This window comes from Pedobacter yonginensis (genome assembly GCF_003173595.1).
In the GTDB taxonomy this organism is placed as follows: Bacteria; Bacteroidota; Bacteroidia; order Sphingobacteriales; family Sphingobacteriaceae; genus Pedobacter; species Pedobacter yonginense.
The window spans coordinates 599,315-619,559 of the sequence record NZ_QGNZ01000002.1 but is presented as its reverse complement, the minus strand read 5'-3'; the positions used below and the strand labels follow the sequence as shown (position 1 = coordinate 619,559).

14 protein-coding genes are annotated in these 20,245 nt (G+C 38.8%); 10 read left to right on the top strand and 4 right to left on the bottom strand.

Annotated features, from left to right (window positions below; all coding sequences use genetic code 11):
• Nucleotides 1–8 precede the first annotated feature (8 nt).
• Nucleotides 9–704 carry a response regulator transcription factor gene (locus DHW03_RS09475; RefSeq protein WP_109925500.1) on the top strand — a complete coding sequence of 232 codons (696 nt, stop codon included), beginning with the start codon at nt 9–11 and terminating at the stop codon, nt 702–704.
• 29 nt (nt 705–733) lie between these two features.
• On the opposite strand, the gene DHW03_RS09470 is transcribed toward DHW03_RS09475, so the two are convergent.
• On the bottom strand, nt 734–1,582 hold the full coding sequence (locus DHW03_RS09470; protein ID WP_109925499.1) for a menaquinone biosynthesis family protein: 849 nt from the start codon (nt 1,580–1,582) through the stop codon (nt 734–736).
• Between the two features lie 41 nt (nt 1,583–1,623).
• Complete coding sequence (mqnB, locus tag DHW03_RS09465) at nt 1,624–2,250, bottom strand: futalosine hydrolase (protein WP_109925498.1); 627 nt, start codon at nt 2,248–2,250, stop codon at nt 1,624–1,626.
• A 101-nt stretch (nt 2,251–2,351) separates the two neighbouring features.
• Here mqnB and DHW03_RS09460 point away from each other — a divergent pair, with 101 nt between their 5' ends.
• The 4 genes from DHW03_RS09460 (at nt 2,352) to DHW03_RS09445 (ending at nt 8,250) form a co-directional block, all read left to right on the top strand.
• Nucleotides 2,352–2,762, top strand: coding sequence for a 6-pyruvoyl trahydropterin synthase family protein (locus DHW03_RS09460; RefSeq protein ID WP_109925497.1), 411 nt, complete (start codon nt 2,352–2,354; stop codon nt 2,760–2,762).
• Nucleotides 2,763–2,769: 7 nt separating this feature from the next.
• On the top strand, nt 2,770–3,402 hold the full coding sequence (folE, locus tag DHW03_RS09455; protein ID WP_109925496.1) for a GTP cyclohydrolase I FolE: 633 nt from the start codon (nt 2,770–2,772) through the stop codon (nt 3,400–3,402).
• Nucleotides 3,403–3,478: 76 nt separating this feature from the next.
• Complete coding sequence (fabD, locus tag DHW03_RS09450) at nt 3,479–4,360, top strand: ACP S-malonyltransferase (protein ID WP_109925495.1); 882 nt, start codon at nt 3,479–3,481, stop codon at nt 4,358–4,360.
• Between the two features lie 158 nt (nt 4,361–4,518).
• The gene (locus tag DHW03_RS09445) at nt 4,519–8,250 is read left to right on the top strand and encodes a sensor histidine kinase (RefSeq protein ID WP_109925494.1); all 3,732 of its coding nucleotides are present in this window, start codon (nt 4,519–4,521) and stop codon (nt 8,248–8,250) included.
• Between the two features lie 51 nt (nt 8,251–8,301).
• On the opposite strand, the gene DHW03_RS09440 is transcribed toward DHW03_RS09445, so the two are convergent.
• The gene (locus DHW03_RS09440) at nt 8,302–9,204 is read right to left on the bottom strand and encodes a hypothetical protein (RefSeq protein WP_109925493.1); all 903 of its coding nucleotides are present in this window, start codon (nt 9,202–9,204) and stop codon (nt 8,302–8,304) included.
• Between the two features lie 210 nt (nt 9,205–9,414).
• Between DHW03_RS09440 and DHW03_RS09435 the strand changes: the two genes are divergently transcribed.
• From DHW03_RS09435 to DHW03_RS09425, 3 genes are all read left to right on the top strand, one after another.
• Nucleotides 9,415–10,959: a glycoside hydrolase family 10 protein gene (locus DHW03_RS09435; RefSeq protein ID WP_109925492.1), complete on the top strand. Its 1,545-nt coding sequence runs from the start codon at nt 9,415–9,417 to the stop codon at nt 10,957–10,959.
• A gap of 126 nt (nt 10,960–11,085) precedes the next feature.
• Nucleotides 11,086–12,201, top strand: a complete 1,116-nt coding sequence (locus DHW03_RS09430; RefSeq protein WP_109925491.1) for an acyltransferase family protein — start codon at nt 11,086–11,088, stop codon at nt 12,199–12,201.
• A 176-nt stretch (nt 12,202–12,377) separates the two neighbouring features.
• On the top strand, nt 12,378–13,538 hold the full coding sequence (locus DHW03_RS09425; protein ID WP_109925490.1) for an acyltransferase family protein: 1,161 nt from the start codon (nt 12,378–12,380) through the stop codon (nt 13,536–13,538).
• A gap of 240 nt (nt 13,539–13,778) precedes the next feature.
• On the opposite strand, the gene nagB is transcribed toward DHW03_RS09425, so the two are convergent.
• Nucleotides 13,779–15,698, bottom strand: coding sequence for a glucosamine-6-phosphate deaminase (gene nagB, locus DHW03_RS09420; protein ID WP_109925489.1), 1,920 nt, complete (start codon nt 15,696–15,698; stop codon nt 13,779–13,781).
• Between the two features lie 154 nt (nt 15,699–15,852).
• Between nagB and DHW03_RS09415 the strand changes: the two genes are divergently transcribed.
• Nucleotides 15,853–17,049 carry an anhydro-N-acetylmuramic acid kinase gene (locus DHW03_RS09415; protein ID WP_109925488.1) on the top strand — a complete coding sequence of 399 codons (1,197 nt, stop codon included), beginning with the start codon at nt 15,853–15,855 and terminating at the stop codon, nt 17,047–17,049.
• Nucleotides 17,050–17,119: 70 nt separating this feature from the next.
• Nucleotides 17,120–20,242, top strand: a complete 3,123-nt coding sequence (locus DHW03_RS09410) for a SusC/RagA family TonB-linked outer membrane protein (RefSeq protein WP_109925487.1) — start codon at nt 17,120–17,122, stop codon at nt 20,240–20,242.
• Nucleotides 20,243–20,245: the final 3 nt, after the last annotated feature.

The following is a 20,245-nucleotide window of genomic DNA, read 5'->3' as shown; positions in this document are numbered from 1 at the left end:
TAAACAACATGAAAAAATTACTTCTGGTAGAGGACGATCCTAATTTAGGTTTATTGCTGCAAGATTATTTGCAGTTAAAAGGCAAGTTTGATGTGGTTTTGTGCACTGATGGTGAGGAGGGTTTAAGGGCTTTCAATAAACAAAACTTTGATCTTTGTATTTTGGATGTGATGATGCCCAAAAAGGACGGTTTTACATTAGGCAAAGACATCAGAAAAGTAAATGCACAGGTACCGATAATTTTTGCAACGGCAAAAACCATGCTCGAAGATAAATCTGCTGCATACGATTTAGGTGGAGATGATTACATCACCAAACCTTTCCGTATTGAAGAACTTTTATTGCGCATAAACGCCATGTTTAAACGTGTCTCAAATAAAGCAGATGGTGGCGAAGAAGCTACAGAAACACAATTCTCTATTGGTAAGTATAATTTCGATTATACGACACAAATCATCACTTTTAATGGTCAGCAACAAAAACTATCAACCAAAGAGGCGGAATTGTTGCGCTTATTGTGCTTAAAAAAGAACACTGTTTTAACCCGAGAAGAGGCTCTATTAAGCATATGGCACGATGATAATTACTTTAACGGGCGGAGTATGGATGTTTTTTTAAGCAAGTTGCGTAAATACCTTAGAGAAGACCCGAGCGTTGAAATTATCAACGTACACGGTAAAGGCTATAAACTTTTAGTAAGCTAAGGCTGCTTATCTACCCTGAATTTCGGGGCTTAGATATACAAATTCTTTCGAATAGCAGGAATGATTCCTCTTTCCTGCGCAAGATTAAATAAGGTATCAATCGCTTTTCGGCCTTCCTCTCCTAGGTTTATACTGTATTTATTCACATAAAGATCGATGTGCTTATACATTACAGCCTCATCCATTGCCTGGGCATGTTCGCGTATAAATTCGATGCCCGATTTTGGGTGGGCAAAAGCATATTCCACCGATTGCCGAACCAATCGGTTAACTTTTAACTGAACTTCTCGATCTAAATTTCTATTGATTACAATACCACCGAGTGGGATGGCGCAACCCGTTAATTGCTCCCAATAATCTCCCAAATCTACAATTTTGGTTAAGCCTTTATCTTGATAAGTGAAGCGATTTTCGTGAATGATTAATCCAAGGTCTATTCGGTTTTCCAGTAAGGCCGATTCAATTTCCGAAAAAACCAATTCTTGTTTATTCTGAAGCTGTGGATAGGCGATACCTAAAAGAAAGTTTGCCGTAGTATATTTGCCAGGAATCCCGACTTTTAAATCGCTAGTTTCTGAATTCAATGCATCAAGCAAACCCTCAGGGGTAAATTTATCGCTAATTAAAAGCGGTCCTACACCAAAACCTAAGGCACTTCCGGCATCTAATAGTGCATATTGATTGGCTACATAGGCAAAGGCGTGAAAACTGAGTTTGGTAATATCCAGTTCGCCACGTAAGGCTTTCTGATTAAGCGTTTCAACATCATCAAACAGAACCTCAAATTCCAAACCTTCCGTATCAATTTTATGATGAATTAGGGCATCAAATATAAAGGTATCATTAGGGCAGGGCGAAAAACCAAGTGTAAGTTTCATAAAATCAAAATTACGTACTACAATAGCTTAGTTGGTCATAATCAATTCATATCTCCAACAAAAGCGATTGCCCAGTCGTTTAAATTTTTGATGGCAAGCCCGATTTTCCATTTGTCTTTATTTCTGGGCTCCACGTAATTGGAGATGCTCCTAATTTGCAAACAATCTATATGCTCTTGTTTGCAGGCATAAAAAACGGCAGCACCTTCCATGCTTTCGGTAGTTGGGTTAAGCCGTTTTATAAGTCCGTTAATGCCTTTTTCATTTCCACTTACACAATTTACAGTAATGCTTTTAGCTATGGGTAAACCAACATTTATATTCGATTTGGAATAAAAGTGATTTTCGCCGAAGCCCAAATCGGTAATGGTTAAAAAATCATCGCCATTTTCGGCGCCAAGCTCGGCAAAAATATCTTCAGTAATATTTACTAAACTGCCCAGCTCAATTTTTCGGTCGAAGCATCCGGCAATGCCGACATTTAATACCAAATTATATCTCGAAGCATCGAGGTGCTTCCCTAAAGAAAACGCAGTGGCTACCATCCCAACACCAGTAATCAGCAAATCGAAGTTTTTTGCTTCGATAAAATCACCCTCAGGTAAATTAAAATGCTGATAAAAAAAAGCAAGCTCGGCCTTAGTAGCAGCAACAACCAATGTTTTCATAAGGTAAATTTAACAGATTGTTTTGATTAAAGTGGGTTTCTTTAAGGTTTGGTGTTTAGGCTTTAAGCTTTATCAGTATATTTGCTGTTTATTTTTTTATAATGATTTATATAACAAGAAAAGCATCATTTAACGCAGCGCATAAACTGGCTCGTACCGATTGGGATGATGAAAAGAATGCTGAAGTTTATGGCAAATGCGCAAATCCAAATTGGCATGGTCATAATTATTGGTTATATGTTACGGTAAAGGGTGAGATTAATCCGGAAACGGGTTTTCTTGTTGATTTGAAGTGGCTTAAGGATGTTATGAATAATTATGTTGTAGATTTAGTGGATCATAAAAACTTAAATCTGGACGTAGATTTTATGAAAGGGCAACTGGCTTCTACAGAGAATTTAGCCATAGCCATTTGGAACCAACTTTTGGCTCCAATTGCCGAAAGCGGCACTATTTTGCACTCTGTAAAACTTTACGAAACAGAAAATAATTACGTAGAATACTTTGGTTAAAACCTAAATGGAAAAAGACTATTTAAATGAAGAATCGAGAGACGGCTATGTAAAAATAGACCGTTACAACGAATCAAAAATTGAGGCAGTAGCCACCCATTATAAAGATATTCTTAGCCAATTGGGCGAAAACCCGGAACGCGAGGGATTATTAAAAACACCCGAACGCGTTGCCAAAGCCTTGCAATATTTAACCCATGGTTACGATTTGAAGCCCGATGAGATTTTAAAATCGGCCATGTTTGAAGAAGATTATAGCCAAATGGTTGTAGTTAAAGATATTGAGGTTTATTCTATGTGCGAACACCACATGTTGCCATTTTTCGGCAAAGCGCACATTGCTTACATTCCAAACGGCCATATTGTTGGCTTAAGCAAAATCCCACGCGTTGTTGATGCCTTTGCACGGAGATTACAGGTACAAGAACGGTTAACAAACGAAATTAGAGATTGTATCCAAAATACCTTAAACCCAATGGGTGTAGCAGTGGTTATGGAGTGCAGGCATTTATGTATGGCCATGCGTGGCGTTCAAAAACAAAATTCGGTAACTACAACATCTGCATTTACAGGTACTTTTTTAAGTAACGATAAAACAAGAGCAGAATTTTTAAGGTTAATTACTGCAAGTTTAGATTAATATTGAATAGAATATCTAGGGATTGAAATTCTGCATCAAGGTGCATGATTTTGGTTACCCTTAAAACTAAATTACAATGAAGGCATTTATTTTTCCCGGACAGGGGGCGCAATTCGTAGGCATGGGTAAAGATTTGTATGAGCATCCATTAGCTAAAGATTTATTTGAAAAAGCGAATGAAATTATCGGTTTCCGCATTAGTGATATTATGTTCGGCGGAACAGATGAAGAATTGAAGCAAACCAATGTAACGCAACCAGCAATATTTTTACACTCGGTTATTTTAGCAAAGGTTTTGGGCGAAGGTTTTAAACCAGAAATGGTTGCAGGGCACTCGTTAGGCGAGTTTTCCGCATTAGTTTCTGCAAATGCCTTAAGTTTTGAAGATGGCTTAAAATTGGTGATTGCGCGTGCAAATGCCATGCAAAAAGCTTGCGAGGCACAACCATCTACCATGGCAGCCATTTTAGGCTTGGCGGATGATGTGGTCGAAAAAATATGTTCGGAAATTGATGCCGTGGTAGTACCAGCTAACTACAATTGTCCTGGGCAATTGGTTATTTCTGGCAGTATAGAAGGCATTGATTTAGCCTGTGCCAAGCTGACCGAAGCAGGCGCAAAAAGGGCGTTGAAACTTAATGTAGGTGGCGCTTTTCACTCACCATTGATGGAGCCAGCTAAAATTGAATTGCAGGAAGCCATTGAGCATACCAATATTTCTGCACCAATTTGCCCTGTTTATCAAAACGTTGATGCGAAACCTTATACCGATCCGACAGAAATTAAAGAGAATTTAATCAAACAACTAACTGGGGCTGTACGCTGGACACAAACCGTTGAAAACATGCTGGCAGGCGGTGCAACAGAATTTGTAGAGGTTGGCCCAGGTAATGTGTTACAAGGTTTGGTGAAGAAGGTTAGTCGAGAGGTGCAAACGAGCAGCGCAGCAGTAGCCTAAAAAATTTTGAAGGGTGTTCTAAAAGACACTCGTTTTACTGATTTTCAGTATCTCTTAAGCTAAGCACAGTTTTGAGCAGCTGACTTTGTTGGGATGACGAGTTGTACCAATAGAACACCCTTTTTATTGGTCAATAATTAATATCTTTATCAAAATCGATGAAATTGAGCTTTGGTGTAAAAATAAGATTTCTACTGCTTGTTTTGGGTTGTTGCCTTATTGCAACCTCAATTTCATTAAGCCGATTTACCTCAAACAATGAATTGCTAGAGCGCGATGCTCAGCAGCTCCAAGAAAATCTATCCAGTAAGGAAAGAATTGTAGAAAATTTTTTAGCCGATAAAGAACAGGTTTTAAAGGCAGAAAACTATCATTTAAATCCGCAAGAGGCATTAGATTTTTTAAAGGTTTATCGTAAAAATAATGGGATCAACCTCCTTACCTTTCAAAATAATAAGCTCAAATTCTGGAGTACATTTAACATCTCTGACGTAGATCCTACCTCCATCAAAGAAGGTACGTCGGTTCTTTTCCTATCCAATGGCTGGTACGAAACGATTAAGAAAACACATGGAAATTTCGACTTAATTTTCTTGATCGCCATTCAAAATCAATATGCTATAAAAGAAAATCAGTATTTTAAAAACGATCTAAATCCGCTGCTTTCGAACTCGAAAATGCTCACATCCGCCTCATTTACAGATAAGGATGTATATACAATCAAAAGCCTGGATAATAAATTTCTTTTCGGGTTGAAGATTAAGTCGGGTTATACCGATCAGTATTATTCGCCTACACAGTTATGGCTATTTGTGGCGGGTTTGCTCTGCATCTGTATGTTTTTTAATTCGCTTGTATCGTTAATTGCAAGAAAGGGGCATATTATGCTCGCTACACTCTTGTTTGTGGCTTTCTTTTTAATCTTTAGGCTAACAGATTTAACCTATGGCTGGTTTAACCATCGTTTTGCAGTCGATTTGTTCGACCCTGTAATTTATGCTGAAAGTTTTCTAATGCCCTCTTTGGGAGATTTTTTAATGAACGTAATTGCCATAACCTGGGTGTTACTGTTTGTTTATAACCATAAAGAGCAATATAAGTTTGGCGAGTGGATTAAACAAAACAAGTTTGTAGGTATCGCTATTCACATCTTGCTGATGGTGTTTATTGGGTGGATTGCGCTATTGGCTGATGAAGTGTTTTTTGGTTTAATTTACAACTCAAAAATCAATTTTGATATCGTAAACATCCTAAAACTGGGCGGAACGAGCTGGGTAAGTATTGTAATTTTATGTTTGGTTTGGTTTCAAATTTATCTGGTAACCATCATTTCTACCTGTGTTACTAAGCAATTAAACGTAAGCAATTCTGAACGCTTAACCATATTCTTAACCGGATTTATAGCTGTTTTTATCTATAAACTAAGCACAGATTTTACTGCCTTTTTTATTGTGTTTGCTCTTGTTTTTTTCGTCGTTGTAAGAAGTGCTTATGTAAAAGAAATCCGTTTCTCTATAGGCTTATTTGCCATTGTTTTTTTCTGTTTAGCATTTAATACATCCATAAAATATATTAAATACAAAGATATTACCGAGCGTAGCTTGCGCGAGCCATTAGCCAGAAAAGTTCAATCATCTGATGATCCGAGTGCGATAATTGCCTTAAGCGGTTTGGAAAACCAACTTCTTACAGATAATTTTTTGGTGAAATTTTTTACTGAAAGTGATAGCGGTAAATACGGGGTACTTAAAAACCATGTCAAAAACTATCTGGATGGATACTTAACCCGATTTGATTATCAAATATATGCCTACAACAAATTCGAAAAATCGATCAATAAAGCCAATACCCAACCCATTGACAAGTATAAGAATTTGGTTGAGGCGGGATCGGTTAAAATAGATGGATCAAACTATTTCTATCAGGTAAATAATACTTTCGGTTATCAAGATTATTTTGGGATCATCCCCGTGTTTAATAAAAACAGCTTGCAGGGAACCTTGATTGTTGAGCTACGATCGAAACCTTACAACTACAACAATCGTTTACCTGATTTATTGGGCGATCAAAAATTAATCAAGAATGATGATTTTAAGGGTTACTCAATTGCCCTGTACAGCAACAATAAACTCCTTAACCAGTCGGGTAATTATACATACCCCTTAAATGGCAGTGTTTTCAAGGGAGTTAAGGATGATTTTGTAAACAGTAGTGATGATGCGCTACACTATAGCCATTTGATTTATAAACCATCAGACAGTAAGATGGTGGTTATCAGCAAAGAAAAAGTGGGCTATGTAGAGCGCTTAGCAGCACTTTCATTTTTCTTTATCGTATTTATTGTATTCTCCCTATTGCTATATGGATTGGTTTGGCTGATTAAAAATTTAGATGATGACCGCGTGGGCTGGTTTAGCATTAACCGATCGTTAATGATTAATGCCAACAAAATCCTCTATAAAACACGAATTCAATTATCCATTGTGCTATCGGTTGTGGCCACCTTACTTATTGTGGGCTATACCACCTATTATTATATGAATAATGAATATAGAAGTCAACAAGATATTATCATTAAAGATAAAATCAGAAAGGTGCAGCAAAACTTTGAAAAACAGGTTTTTAACAATGGAATGATTTCAAATGATGAAAATTCTGCAGCTGATTTTAACAACTTTGCCGATATAAACAACGCCGATTTGAATCTATATGATACAAATGGAGATTTGATGATGACAACCTATCCGAAGTTGTTTACTTCTAAAGTTATCGGAACGAAAATGGGGCCTATGGCATACATTTACCTGCACGATTTACACCGTTCGGAGTTTATCAACTCGGAAGAGAAAATTGGGGCCTTAACTTACGCCGCCGCTTATGCCCCCATACGGAATGCCCAGAATAAAACGATTGCATACATTAGTTTGCCAAATTATTCAAACGAGGAAGAATATAGTGATAAGATTGCTTTGTTTGTGAGTAATCTAATTAATATTTATGCTCTTGTTTTTGTGGCGATTGGCGTATTGGCCGTGTTTTTAGCCAATCAAATTACCAACCCTTTAACTTTCATTCAAGAAAGCATCAGTAAAACAAAAATTGGTCAGCGCAACGAACCTATCGTGTGGCGGAGGCATGATGAGATCGGTTCTTTAATCAAAGAGTATAATAGCATGATTGCGGCCTTAGAGGATAGTGCACTGAAGCTTGCCCGTTCCGAGCGTGAGAGTGCATGGCGGGAAATGGCTAAGCAGGTGGCACATGAGATTAAAAACCCCTTAACGCCATTAAAATTGGGGGTTCAGTTGCTGGAAAAATCTTGGAAAGAGAAAGACCCGAATTTTGAAGTCAAGTTTAATAAATTTAGCAAATCCTTTATCGAGCAGATAGATAGCTTATCAAAAATTGCTTCTGAGTTTTCTAATTTCGCCAAGATGCCCGATACCCGTTTAGAGCGTTTGGAAATTTTGCCGATTGTAGAGCGTGCCCGCGAAGTTTTTAAAAGTACAGAAAATGTAGAGATTAACATTTTATACAAGGCAACCTTTACCCTGCATATCCTTGCAGATAGCGATCAGCTGTTGCGCACCTTCAATAATCTATTTAAAAACGCAATTGAAGCCATAGATTCGGATAGTAAATGCTGTATAACGACAACTTTGTACAACGACAAAGATTTTGTTTACATCGAAATAAAAGATAATGGAAAGGGGATTCCTGCAATGCTGCACGATAAGATATTTGTTCCAAATTTTACCACCAAAACATCGGGTACGGGTTTAGGCTTGGCATTTGTAAAACAAGCAACAGAAAACGCCGGTGGAACGATTAGCTTTACTTCGGTAACAGGGGTGGGAACAATATTTTATTTAACTTTTCCACTAGCTTAACCAGCTGAAAACGCACAGTTTTGAAAGATAATCTGTTTTCCTGAACTCAGATTATTTTAAATCTATTTGCGCTTTGCCCAATGTATTTCCGTCAGCATATAAAATTACGGTATAAATGCCTTTGATGAAGGGATTTGGATTTGCCCAATCGATTACATAGGTACTATCGTCGTTATTGTAATTGATAAAAATAGAATGGCTGAATTGCATTTCCTGCCCATCGGCTTCAAAACGGTTACTTTCATCGGCAAGAAGATTGCCTGCCGGATCAAAAACCCTTAAATAAATGTTGTGGTGGCCTTTTTCTGCAAGTTCATTAGGCACAATACTAAAGCGAACGCTTAACTTTTCTGTCCCTGAAGATTTAGTAACTTCAATTTTCTTACCATTTGATTTGGTTCTAAAAGCAACAATTTCTGCATTTTGAAGTTTTAATGCTGCTGCGGTTTTAACTTTAGCATTAAGGTTAGAATTTTCGTTTTCGAGGTTTGAAGCCCTTCCGCTTAGATTTTTTAGAGTGCTTTCTAAACTATCTCGGCTATTTTTTAAAAATAAATTATCGCGCTGTAGCTGTAGGATTTGATCGTTATAATTCTTAACAAATACCTTAAGCTCGCTAATTTGTGTGTAGGCTTTATCTAATTCTCCTTGCGTAATTTGCCCTTTTTCTAATGCAGTTTTGAGTTCGGCAATTTTCTCTCTAGCGAGTTTTTGTTCAGATTCTAATTTCTCGCCCAAATCCAGATTCAAGGCATTAACTTTATCCAGTTCGACTTCTATTTTTTCTACCTCTAGGCGCAACTTATCCTTTTCGGTACTCACCGTAACAAACCTTTGGCTCTGCTGTCGGTCTTTAAAAAATAAGAATGCGTTAGTGCCAATTAAGGCTACAATAACAATAACTAAAAAGTAAATTTTGTTCCTATCGCCTTTACTAACGTTTTGTGGTTCCATTTTTAATAATGCTGTATCTTCTCAAATTAATATAATTTTGGATCTCCATAGGTAAATGGTTTTACACAATTAATTCTAAATAGGCGTGCAAATTAAAATTTTTAAATAAACTTATATGACTTTTTAAAAAAAATCGTTTACTTGCTAACGTTCGCTCTGTATTAAAATGAACACACACATACATCCTGAAAAAAAAACACAACAGAAATAATGCTTAAAAACTTTCTAAACGCACTTTTATTTTTAATCGTGATACCTTTCATATTAAATGCTCAAGCATTATCAAAAATTGCACCAAAAAGAGAGTTCAGGGGCGTTTGGGTGGCCACTGTAACCAATATCGATTGGCCCTCAAGGCCAGGATTAAGCATTGATCAACAAAAACAAGAGTTAATCGGCATACTAGAAAGGCATAAGAGCCAGGGTATGAATGCTGTAATTTTACAAGTTAGGCCAGCTGCCGATGCTTTTTATACCAAATCTAGAGAACCTTGGAGCCAATGGCTAATGGGCAAGCAGGGTTTAGCGCCAGCGCCCGGATACGATCCTTTAGCCTTTGCAATTAAAGAAGCCCATTTTAGAGGGATGGAGTTGCATGCTTGGTTTAATCCTTATCGCGCAAGCATGAGTGCAAATACCGTTTTTAGTGCAGATCATATTACAAGGAAACATCCAGAATGGTTTTTTAATTATGGCGGCAAAAAACAATTCGATCCGGGCATTCCTGAAGTTAGGGCATACATTGTTCAGGTAATTTTAGATGTTGTTAAAGAATACGATATAGACGGCGTGCATTTCGATGATTATTTCTATCCTTACCCGATAGAAGGACAAAAAATTAATGATGGCGACACGTTTTATAAAAACCCAAACAACTTTTCTGACATTAAAGATTGGCGACGAAACAACGTAGATTTATTGATTAAGGAATTGGATGACAGCATTCACCACTATAAAAAATTCGTTAAGTTTGGAATAAGCCCCTTCGGCATTTGGCGAAATAAATATGAAGATCCTGAAGGATCGGCAAGTAGTGGCCTATCTAACTATGCAGAATTGTATGCCGATAGTCGTAAATGGGTTAAAGAGGGTTGGGTAGATTACATCAATCCACAAGTTTACTTTACTTTTAGCAGAAAAGTTGCACCATACGCCACTTTAGTAGATTGGTGGAGCAACAACAGTTACGGGCGACATGTATATATCGGTCAGGGCGCTTATTTGGTTAATTCGAGGGCTGAAATGGCCTGGAAAAATCCATCAGAAATTCCCAATCAGATTAGATATTTGCGAGAAAATAATCGCATCCAGGGCAGCGTTTTCTTTTCGTCAAAATCGTTAAGTACAGTAGCCCGCGCCACAGGAGATTCGCTAAAAACAGATTTATATAAATATCCTGCACTGCCTCCGCAAATGCCTTGGTTGGATGAAGTTGCACCGAACCAGCCGCAAGCTTTAGCTGCTGATGCCCTAAAAGATGGGGTGCATTTAAAATGGCAACTTCCTGCAAAAGCCAAAGATGGGGAAACCGCATCTGGCTTTGTGGTTTATAGGTTTAACGAAGGTGAAAAAATCTCAACCTTAGATCCAAAAAACATCCTAAAAATCAGTTTTGAAGATTATGTTTCCTTTATCGACACCAGTGTTGAGAATGGCAAGAGATACAGTTATTTGGTAACTGCTTTAGATCGGCTGAAAAACGAAAGCGAACCAAGTGGGCCTGTTGGTGTAGAAGTTCCGGTTTCTAAAGAGTAATTCGCTCTTTTAAATTGGATTTGCATCTGCTCCATCGTTAAAATGATTGACGGCCTATATTGTAAAAAATTCGTCGGAAAAGAGAATATTACTCATTTTTCGACAAATTGCGGTTTTATAGCCTAAATGAAAACTGACCAAACCAATGCCCTTGTAACTAAACCGCATTACCCCATTTTAGATGGTCTTCGGGGCGTTGCAGCCATAATTGTGGTAACCTTTCACCTTACTGAAACGTTAGGCACTGGGCATTTAGATATTTTAGTTAACCACGGTTACCTGGCCGTTGATTTTTTCTTTTTGCTTTCTGGTTTTGTGATGGGCTATGCCTACGACGATCGTTGGCCAAAAATGACAATTGGCAATTTTTTCAAGCGCCGTATCCAGCGTCTTCAACCGATGGTGGTACTCGGCCTGACCTTAGGTGCTATTGGGTTCTACTATACAGATTCGACAATATGGCCACTCATTCACACCATACCGATTTGGAAAATGCTATTGGTGATGCTGATCGGCTATACCATACTTCCAGTGCCGCTAAGTCTCGATATTCGTGGATGGCAGGAAATGCATCCATTAAATAGTGTCGGTTGGTCCTTATTTTTCGAATACATTGCCAATATTCTTTATGCAGTTTGGGTTCGGAAGTTTTCCAAAGTAGCATTGGGTATTCTAGTGGTGATTGCAGGGATTGCCCTTGCGCAGTTGGCAATTACAAATGGCGATGTTAGTGGAGGTTGGACACTCAATGTGGAGCAGGTACGCATAGGCTTAACCCGTACCATGTATCCGTTTTTTGCTGGCTTGTTACTATCTCGCATGGCCAAGCCCACCAAAATTAAAAACGCTTTTTTGTGGTGTAGTCTTTTGATTGCGGTTGTACTTTATATGCCACGAATAGGCGGTGCAGAACACCTTTGGATGAATGGGCTTTACGAATCTGTATGCATCATCATCGTTTTTCCATTAATCGTTTATCTTGGGGCGAGTGGCATTATTAAAACTCAAGCCGAGCAAAGGCTATGCAAATTTCTCGGCGATATATCTTACCCACTCTATCTGGTACATTATCCGTTGGTATATTTCTATGTTGCCTGGATCAGCAATCATAAAGGGCTAACAATTTTTGAGGCATGGCCTTACGCCCTGCTCATTTTAATCGGCGCAATTGTTTTGGCCTATCTTACCTTAAAATGGTATGACGAACCTGTTCGCAAATGGTTGCGTAAAAGGTTGGCATAAACGAAACATGGCTATATAGTTGCTCAATTTTCAAAATACCAGCAAAAAAATATTTTCATCGCCACTTGAGTGATGCTTGAAGAATCCAACTGACGCTTTAATTATCGTTTCAGTATTTTATTTCTAATTATAAAAACAAACCTTTAAATTAGGTTTCTCAACCCCGAATAAAAATCATGACCGAACCAAAACAACGCTTGCTTTCTCTAGATTTCTTTAGAGGCTTAACTGTAGCCGCCATGATTTTAGTAAACAACCCCGGAAGTTGGGGACATATTTATGCCCCTTTAGAACATGCAGAATGGAACGGTTGTACACCCACCGATTTAATTTTTCCTTTTTTTTTATGGATTGTGGGTGTTTCCATAGCCTTTGCCATGAGCAGCAGCAAAGCCAATCCATCAACACATAGCAAAACAATTTTCAAAGCCATCAAGAGAGGCTTAACACTTTACTTTTTAGGCTTTTTCTTAGCCATATTTTCTAAAATCATAAATGCAATAATCGATCACAGATCCATTTGGGAGGCTTTTGAAACCGTAAGGTTGCTTGGCGTTTTGCAGAGAATTGGAATTGTGTTCATCATCAGCAGTATTGTTTTTCTGAAAGCATCAGAGAAAACCATCTTCAAAACTTTAATTGTTATCCTAGCGGTATATTGGGCTTTAATGTCGTTTGTTCCCGTACCAGGCGTTGGCTATCCCAATTTAGAAAAGGAAACCAATTTAGCCGCATGGATTGATCGCGGTGTATTAACTGAAGCACACACGTGGGCATCTTCCAAAACTTGGGATCCTGAGGGGGTATTGAGCACATTGCCAGCCGTTGGCACCTGCTTATTTGGGGTTTTAGTTGGCATCTGGATGCGCAGGAAAGATATAGACAATGCAAGCAAAGTATCTTGGTTGTTTACGGTGGGTATTTTATCGGTTGTTGCAGGCTTGTTGTGGGATTTGCAGTTTCCAATCAACAAAGCATTATGGACAAGCTCCTATGTTTTATATGCTGGCGGACTAGCATCTATTGCCTTGGCATTGTGTTATTGGCTTATTGATGTGCAGGGCTATAAAAAATTTACTACGCCTTTTGTTGTTTATGGTGTAAACGCCATTACTGTTTTTTTCCTTGCGGGATTGATGCCACGAGTATTGAATATGATTAAAATTACTCAACCTGATGGAACTAAAACGCCTTTATTGGTTCATTTTTATGATACCTGTTATCAACCTTTTTTCTCGCCCATAAATGCATCATTGGTTTGGGCAATTACCTATGTTTTGGGTTTCTATGTGCTTCTTTGGATTATGTATAAGCGAAACATCATTATTAAAGTATAATTGCTAAATTGATCAAACAACCTATTGAATTAGCTGGACACTGAAAAGAAAACAGCAATATCATACCTAGGGCGCAAACCATCAAGTTTAGACGGACCAAAAGCATTTGATGGATTTTCTACTCTTGGTGACGAACCAAAAGGGCAGCGATTAATTGCGCTGGCGCGCAATATTCAAAAAAAAATCTTGCGAAGTCTTTTTATGCCCTTAGGCTTTCCAAACTTCGCAAGATGATCTTATTTAAAATTTCCAGCGTACAAACGCTTCCATGGCTTCATATTCGGCCAAACCTAACTCATCATAAGCTTTAGCCGTATCGCGATTACGATCCTCTGCACGTTGCCAAAATTCTCTAGCATCATCACCAGGGAAAACGGCTCGGTCTTTTTGGCTTTGGTGCTTAAAGATTGCATATTTTTTGCGTTCTAATTCTTGTGGACTAATTGGAACGGCCATTTCGATTTCGTGTGTTTCAAACTCGTGCCATGCGCCGCGGTACATCCACAACCAGCAATCTTGTGCCCAGCTTTCCGTTTTACGCAAACGTTTAAGTGCTTCAAGAATAATGTTAAAGCAAACGATGTGTGTTCCATGCGGATCTTCAAAATCGCCGGCGGCAAAAACTTGCTGAGGCTTAACTTTCTGAAGCAAATCAATGGTAAGCTCTATATCTTCATCCGTTACCGGATTTTTCTGATTCTTTCCGCTCTCGTAAAAAGGTAGTGCTTGGAAATGAATGTGATCGTCATCTAATCCACAATAACGTGCACCAGCAATGGCTTCTCCTTTTCTAATTAAACCTTTAACCGTTTGAATTTCTGGCGTATCTACTTGGTTTGGTCTCTTCTGCTCAATAAAGGTTCGCATTTTATTATACAAATCCTTTAAGTGCGAATTATCCATGCCCATTTTTTCTGTAAAATCTACATTGAATTCTACAAAGCGTAGTGCATCATCATCCCAAACCGCAGTATTGCCCGAAGTTTGATAAGCCACATGAACATCATGTTTCTGATCAACCAAACGAATAAATGTACCACCCATAGAGATTACGTCATCATCAGGGTGCGGAGAAAAAATAATGACACGTTTTTTTGCTGGTTCAGCTCTTTCTGGTCGCTGAGAATCATCCGCATTTGGTTTTCCGCCTGGCCAACCTGTAATGGTATGTTGTAATTTATTGAAAATATGGATGTTAATGTTGTAAACTGGGCCCTTTTCAGTTGCCAATTGTGCCATACCGTTGTTGTTGTAATCATCTTCGGTAAGCTTTAAAATAGGTTTCTTTAAAGTGTTTGCTAACCAAATTACGGCTTTGCGAATTAGAGTATCTGTCCACACACAATCTTTAACCAACCAAGGAGTGTTAAATCGAGTCAGTTCTGATGCTGCTGGCGTATCTAAGATAAACTCAACATGATCTGAAAGCTGAAGGTAAGTAGCAGGAACATCGCCAGAGATTTCACCTTCAACAGCCTTTTTAATAATTGAAGCTTTTTTACGGCTCCAAGCCATCAAAATAATTTCCCTCGCTTTGAAAATTGTGCCAATACCCATGGTAATGGCTTTGGTTGGAACGAAGGTTTTTCCTCCGAAATCTCTTGCCGCATCTCTACGGGTTAGGTCATCTAGGGTAACCAGACGGGTTCCAGAGTTTGGTGCAGAGCCCGGCTCGTTAAAACCGATGTGACCAGTACGACCAATGCCGAGAATCTGGATGTCCAATCCGCCAAGATCGCCGATTTTTTTTTCGTAATCCAAACAGAATGCCGGAATGTCCTCCAGTGGAAGTGTTCCGTCAGGAATGTGGATATTCTCTTTTTTAATGTCGATATGATCGAAAAGATTTTCGTTCATAAAGGTAACGTAACTCTGCGCTGCGGTTGGCTGCATTGGATAATACTCATCCAAATTGAAAGTAATTACGTTGTTAAAACTTAAGCCCTCCTCCTTATGCAGTCTCACCAGTTCGGCGTAAACGGCAATTGGGGTAACACCTGTTGCTAAGCCCAGTACTGCAGGTGCATTGTTTGCTTGCTTTGTTTTAATGAGATTCGCAATGCGATGTGCCACATTAATAGAAGCAATTTTTGGATTTTCGAACACACTTACGTGTAATTTCTCGAAGCGTGTCTCCTCCAGTAGATTTAATCTAGCCATTTTTTCTTTGTAGGGATTTTAATGTACGGAGCAGTAAATATAGAGAGTTATGCTCAATTTCTAACAAAGGTTACATACTTTTATTCCAACTATTTCTATAAATACAGCTTAAAGTGATAAACAAACCCTGGATCGTTTTTAAAATAATAACCTCATGAACAGCCAAATAAAAGAACTATACAACAGAGCGAATAAAGCTGAACGATTAATTATCGGCTTAATGAGTGGAACCTCTATGGATGGATTGGACATTGCACTTTGTCGCGTTCGGGGTAATGGTGCGGAAACTGACATTGAGGTTTTGGCATTTAAGACGACTGATTTTACCGACGATTTCAGAGCCAAAATCAAGGCAATTTTCTCAAAAAAACAAGTCGATTTGCAATTGGTTTGCCTAATGAATGAACTTGTTGCCAACACCCATGCCGATTTAATTAACCAAGCTTTGGCGGACTGGGGTTATGAAAGTAAGCGTATTGATTTTATTGCCAGCCACGGGCAAACCATTTTTCATGCGCCAAAATCATTGCATAAAATGCAAGATTACCCTAACGGCACATTACAAATTGGAGATGGTGACCACCTAGCCGTAAAAACGGGTATCATCACATTATCTGATTTCAGGCAGAAGCATTTAGCAGCTGGTGGTGAGGGTGCTCCACTTGCCGTATATGGCGATTATTTGATGTTTTCTAAAGCGAACGAAGACCGCGTAATGTTAAATATTGGAGGTATTGCCAACTTTACTTACTTACCCGGAAACTTAAATGCGAGTGAAATCTTTTCTACGGATGTTGGCCCTGGAAATACTTTAATGGATCAATACATGCAAAAGCATTACAACCAGTTTTACGATAAAAATGCTGCTGTGGCGCTTTCGGGGGTGCCCAATCAAGAGCTCTTATATGCGTTGCTAGCTGGTGATTTCTTCGATTTTGATTTCCCTAAAACAACAGGACCAGAATTATTCAACTTAGATTATTTGACTGAGGCACAAAATAGTTCATCAACACAGCACTTAAAACCGGAAGACATAATGGCTACCCTTTGCCATTTTTCTGCCATAACCATTAGCGATGCGATTAAAAAATGTTTTGGAAATGAAGCGAAAGCACAAGTGTTTATGAGTGGTGGAGGGATGCACAACCCACTATTGGTTAAACTGTTACAAAAACTGCTACCCCAATCTACCTTTGCTACCACTGACGATTTAAATATTAATCCTGACGCAAAAGAAGCGGTGTTATTTGCTGTACTCGCCAATGAAACTTTGTGTGGAAGCCCAATAAACTTTGGTGGTAGGCAGGGTGTGCCTTCTGTTTGTATGGGAAAAATAAGCTTGCCCGAATAAAAAATTTTGTTTGCAAGGGATTTTGTTAAATTTGTTAAAATCCTAATCAATACAAACAAAACTAAATTTTATGGAAAAAAGTTACCTAAAATGGTCATCAAAATTTCTAGCAGTTTTGATGATGCCATTGCTGTTGCTCTTATGTACAGAAATGGCACAAGCTCAGAGCAAGCGTTATACCATTAACGGAAAAGTAACCGATGCTTCAAATAACGATCCAATTCCGGGGGTGGTTGTTAAGATATTAAATACAACATTAGCCACCAGCACGAGTGGCAACGGCACCTATTCCTTCACAGTAGATTTGGCACCCGGCAAATACCAACTTCAATTTTCTTTTGTTGGATATAAAGCCTCTTCCCAATCCATTACATTAGGTGATAATGTATCTGTTCAACTAAATGCTGCTTTAGGTGGTGATGCAGTAGGCCTGGATGAGGTGATTGTAACTGGTACATCGGCCGGAACCACCCGAAAGGAATTGGGAAGTTATGTAAGTACCGTGAAGGGCGACGACTTAAATAAAGCGCCTAGTGGCAATGTACTCTCATCGTTGCAGGGTAAAACAGCAGGCGCACAAATTAGTCAGAACTCTGGAGACCCAGCAGGGGGGATGTCAGTAAGACTAAGAGGCATTAGTTCTGTAAATTCATCATCAGAACCGCTTTATATTATTGATGGTGTAATAGTAAATAATTCTACTACAAGGGTTACCAACACCTCATCCAACTATGATGGGGGTAACTTTGTTGGAAGCATTGGCCAGAATAGAATGGTGGATATTAACCCAGCTGATATCGATCGAATTGAGGTGTTGAATGGCGCGGCGGCCGCGGCTATTTATGGTTCAAGGGCAAATTCTGGTGTGATACAGATTTTTACTAAGCGAGGAGTGAGTGGCAAAGCACAAGTTAGTTTCAATACGAGTTTAACGATCAGCGAGCTTCGTAAACAGGTTGAAGTCAATCAGGCACCAATCAAATTCGGGGGGTCGGTAAATACACAAACTCAAGATATTTTAACTCCTGCATTAACAAATACTACCCCTGTAACCAGATATAACTATCAAGATTATATTTTTCAAACCGGTTATGGCACAGACAACACAGTTTCTGTTAGCGGTGGTACAGACAATACAAAATTCTATACATCAGCAAGTTATTTTACCAATCAAGGAATCATTAAAAATACAGATTTCACCAGATATAACTTAAGGGCTAATGTAGATCAAAAGATTACTGACTGGGCTGCTTTAAGTGTAGGAATGAATTACATAAGAAGTGCGGCAAATGAAAAGCCTGATGGAAACTCCTTTTTCTCCCCAATGAATTCGGTTACGATTATTGGTAATTTCCATGATATTTTTGCAAGAGATGCCAATGGTAACTTGCTTGCCGTTGGCGAGCGCGGAAGGGTTAATCCAGTATCTGTGATAGAAGATATTAAGCAACGCCAAGAAACCAATCGAATAATTGCAAGTGCCAATTTAAAGCTGTACCCAGTTAAGAACGTTACCTTAAACTTTTTAATCGGTGCCGATAATTCTGGTTCAAATGGCTCAACTTATATTCCGCCTTTTGCCTATAATGTAAACCCAGATTTTTTTGGTGGTGGCGCCGCTTTGGATGGCACGCTAAATGGTTACGCCAGTGCGGCAAGCAACAATGCTTTCCAGTTTAACAACGAAATTAACGCAACTTATCAAGCTAAAATTTCTGATTTAATTTCTTCCACTACGCAGTTGGGCTATTCGTTTCAGTACGAACAAACTAAGTATCAATTGGTTAATGGTAGGGGGCTCGCCCCCTTAATCCAAACGGTTAACGCGGCAGCTACACAATTGCCAAGTGTTGATGGTAGAACCCAACTATCTGTAACTGGGGGTTATTTACAACAAACCTTTAAATACAAAGAGCATTTCTTTTTAACAGGGGCAGTGAGGGTAGATCAATCTACCGTATTCGGAGCCGATAACAGAACCCAAACCTATTTCAAAGGAAATGCGAGTTATGTATTGTCATCTGCCGATTATTGGAAAGATTTTGGTGTTTCATCTTGGTGGGATACTTTTAAAATCAGAGCTGCCTATGGCGAATCTGGCAACTTAACGGGAATTGGTGCTTATGATCGTATAAATGCTTATTCTACCCAATCGTTTTTGGGCAGAGCTTCCTTATTCTCTAGCGCAACTTTAGCCAATGAAAACGTTAAGCCAGAGCGCCAACGCGAATTGGAGTTAGGTACAGATTTATCCTTCTTCAAAAACAGATTGTCGTTACAATTTAACTGGTACAATAAAAAAGTTAGCGATTTACTAATTGCCAGTGTTACAGCGCCATCAACAGGCTTCTCTAGCTTTTTGGATAACATCGGCTCTTTAAGAAATAAAGGAATTGAGTTGGTGGTAGGTGGCACACCATTAAAGGCAAAAGATTTTAGCTGGAATACGACCGTTGTTTTTAATAGAAATAGAAATGAAGCCATAAATGTTGGTGGATTAAGATTGTTCAGTACCAATCCTGGTGCGCCGGTAGCCATTATTGATGGACAGGCCATTGGTGTTTTTTATGGAACATTCTTTGCGCGTAATCCAGACGGAAGTTTGCTAACCAATGCCGCTGGAATTCCACAATTGGAAAAAGGAATTCAAAACTCTACAACAACCTTTACGCCACAACGCGATCCTGTAACAGGCTTGCCAACGGGTACAACGCTTCGTAAGGTTTTAGGAAACCCAAATCCAGATTATACCGCATCTTTCGTTAATGATTTTAGCTATAAAAAATTTAATCTACACATTCAGCTAGATGCCGTTCAGGGTGGAGATGTTTGGAACGCAGATTGGAGAACCCGCCAAGGTGTTGGTAATGGAAAAGTAGCCGAGGCAGAAGATTTAGGGCAGGTGCCAAGAGGTTATGTTGCGGGTGTTTATGCAACTGAAGAATGGAGGATTGATGATGGCTCTTTTGTGAAACTTAGAGAAGTTTCTTTAAGCTATAACATCGGAAAGGTTAAGTATTTAAGAGATTTAACCGTTACCTTGAGTGGAAGAAATCTAATATCGTGGGATAATTACAAAGGCTACGATCCAGAACTAAACTCAGGCGGTCAATCTACCATCTTAAGAAATATCGATTTCGGTTCCGTTCCAATTCCAAGAACCTTTAGTTTAGGTTTACAAGTTAAATTTTAATCG